Annotated in this window: 1 pseudogene; it reads left to right on the top strand. The window is 40.2% G+C overall.

The features are described from left to right. Nucleotides 1–24: 24 nt before the first annotated feature. Nucleotides 25–246, top strand: a pseudogene (cdsA, locus tag CF394_RS00865) (phosphatidate cytidylyltransferase); the annotation flags it as partial. Between the last annotated feature and the right edge of the window lie 5 nt (nucleotides 247–251).

The raw sequence follows: 251 nt of genomic DNA, 5'->3' as shown, positions 1-251 counted from the left end.
CACGGGTTTGGCGGAATTTAGAGGATGGTGGACATGAAACAAAGAATTTTGACAGGTGTTCTGGCAGCAATTGTATTTTTATTTTTGGTTATTGTCGGGAAATTGCCGTTCACCATATTAATTTATGCTATGGGCAGTGTGGCGCTTTTTGAACTTTTACGGATGAAAAAGCTGAAGCTGGTTTCACTGCCGGGTTTGATCGGTCTTTTATTATTGTGGATGTTCTTATTGCCAAGCCAGTATTCGTAGAT

Origin of the sequence: Tetzosporium hominis, assembly GCF_002265435.1 — a bacterium.
GTDB classification, from domain to species: domain Bacteria; phylum Bacillota; class Bacilli; order Bacillales_A; family Planococcaceae; genus Chryseomicrobium; species Chryseomicrobium hominis.
This window is presented reverse-complemented; position numbering and strand designations above follow the sequence as displayed.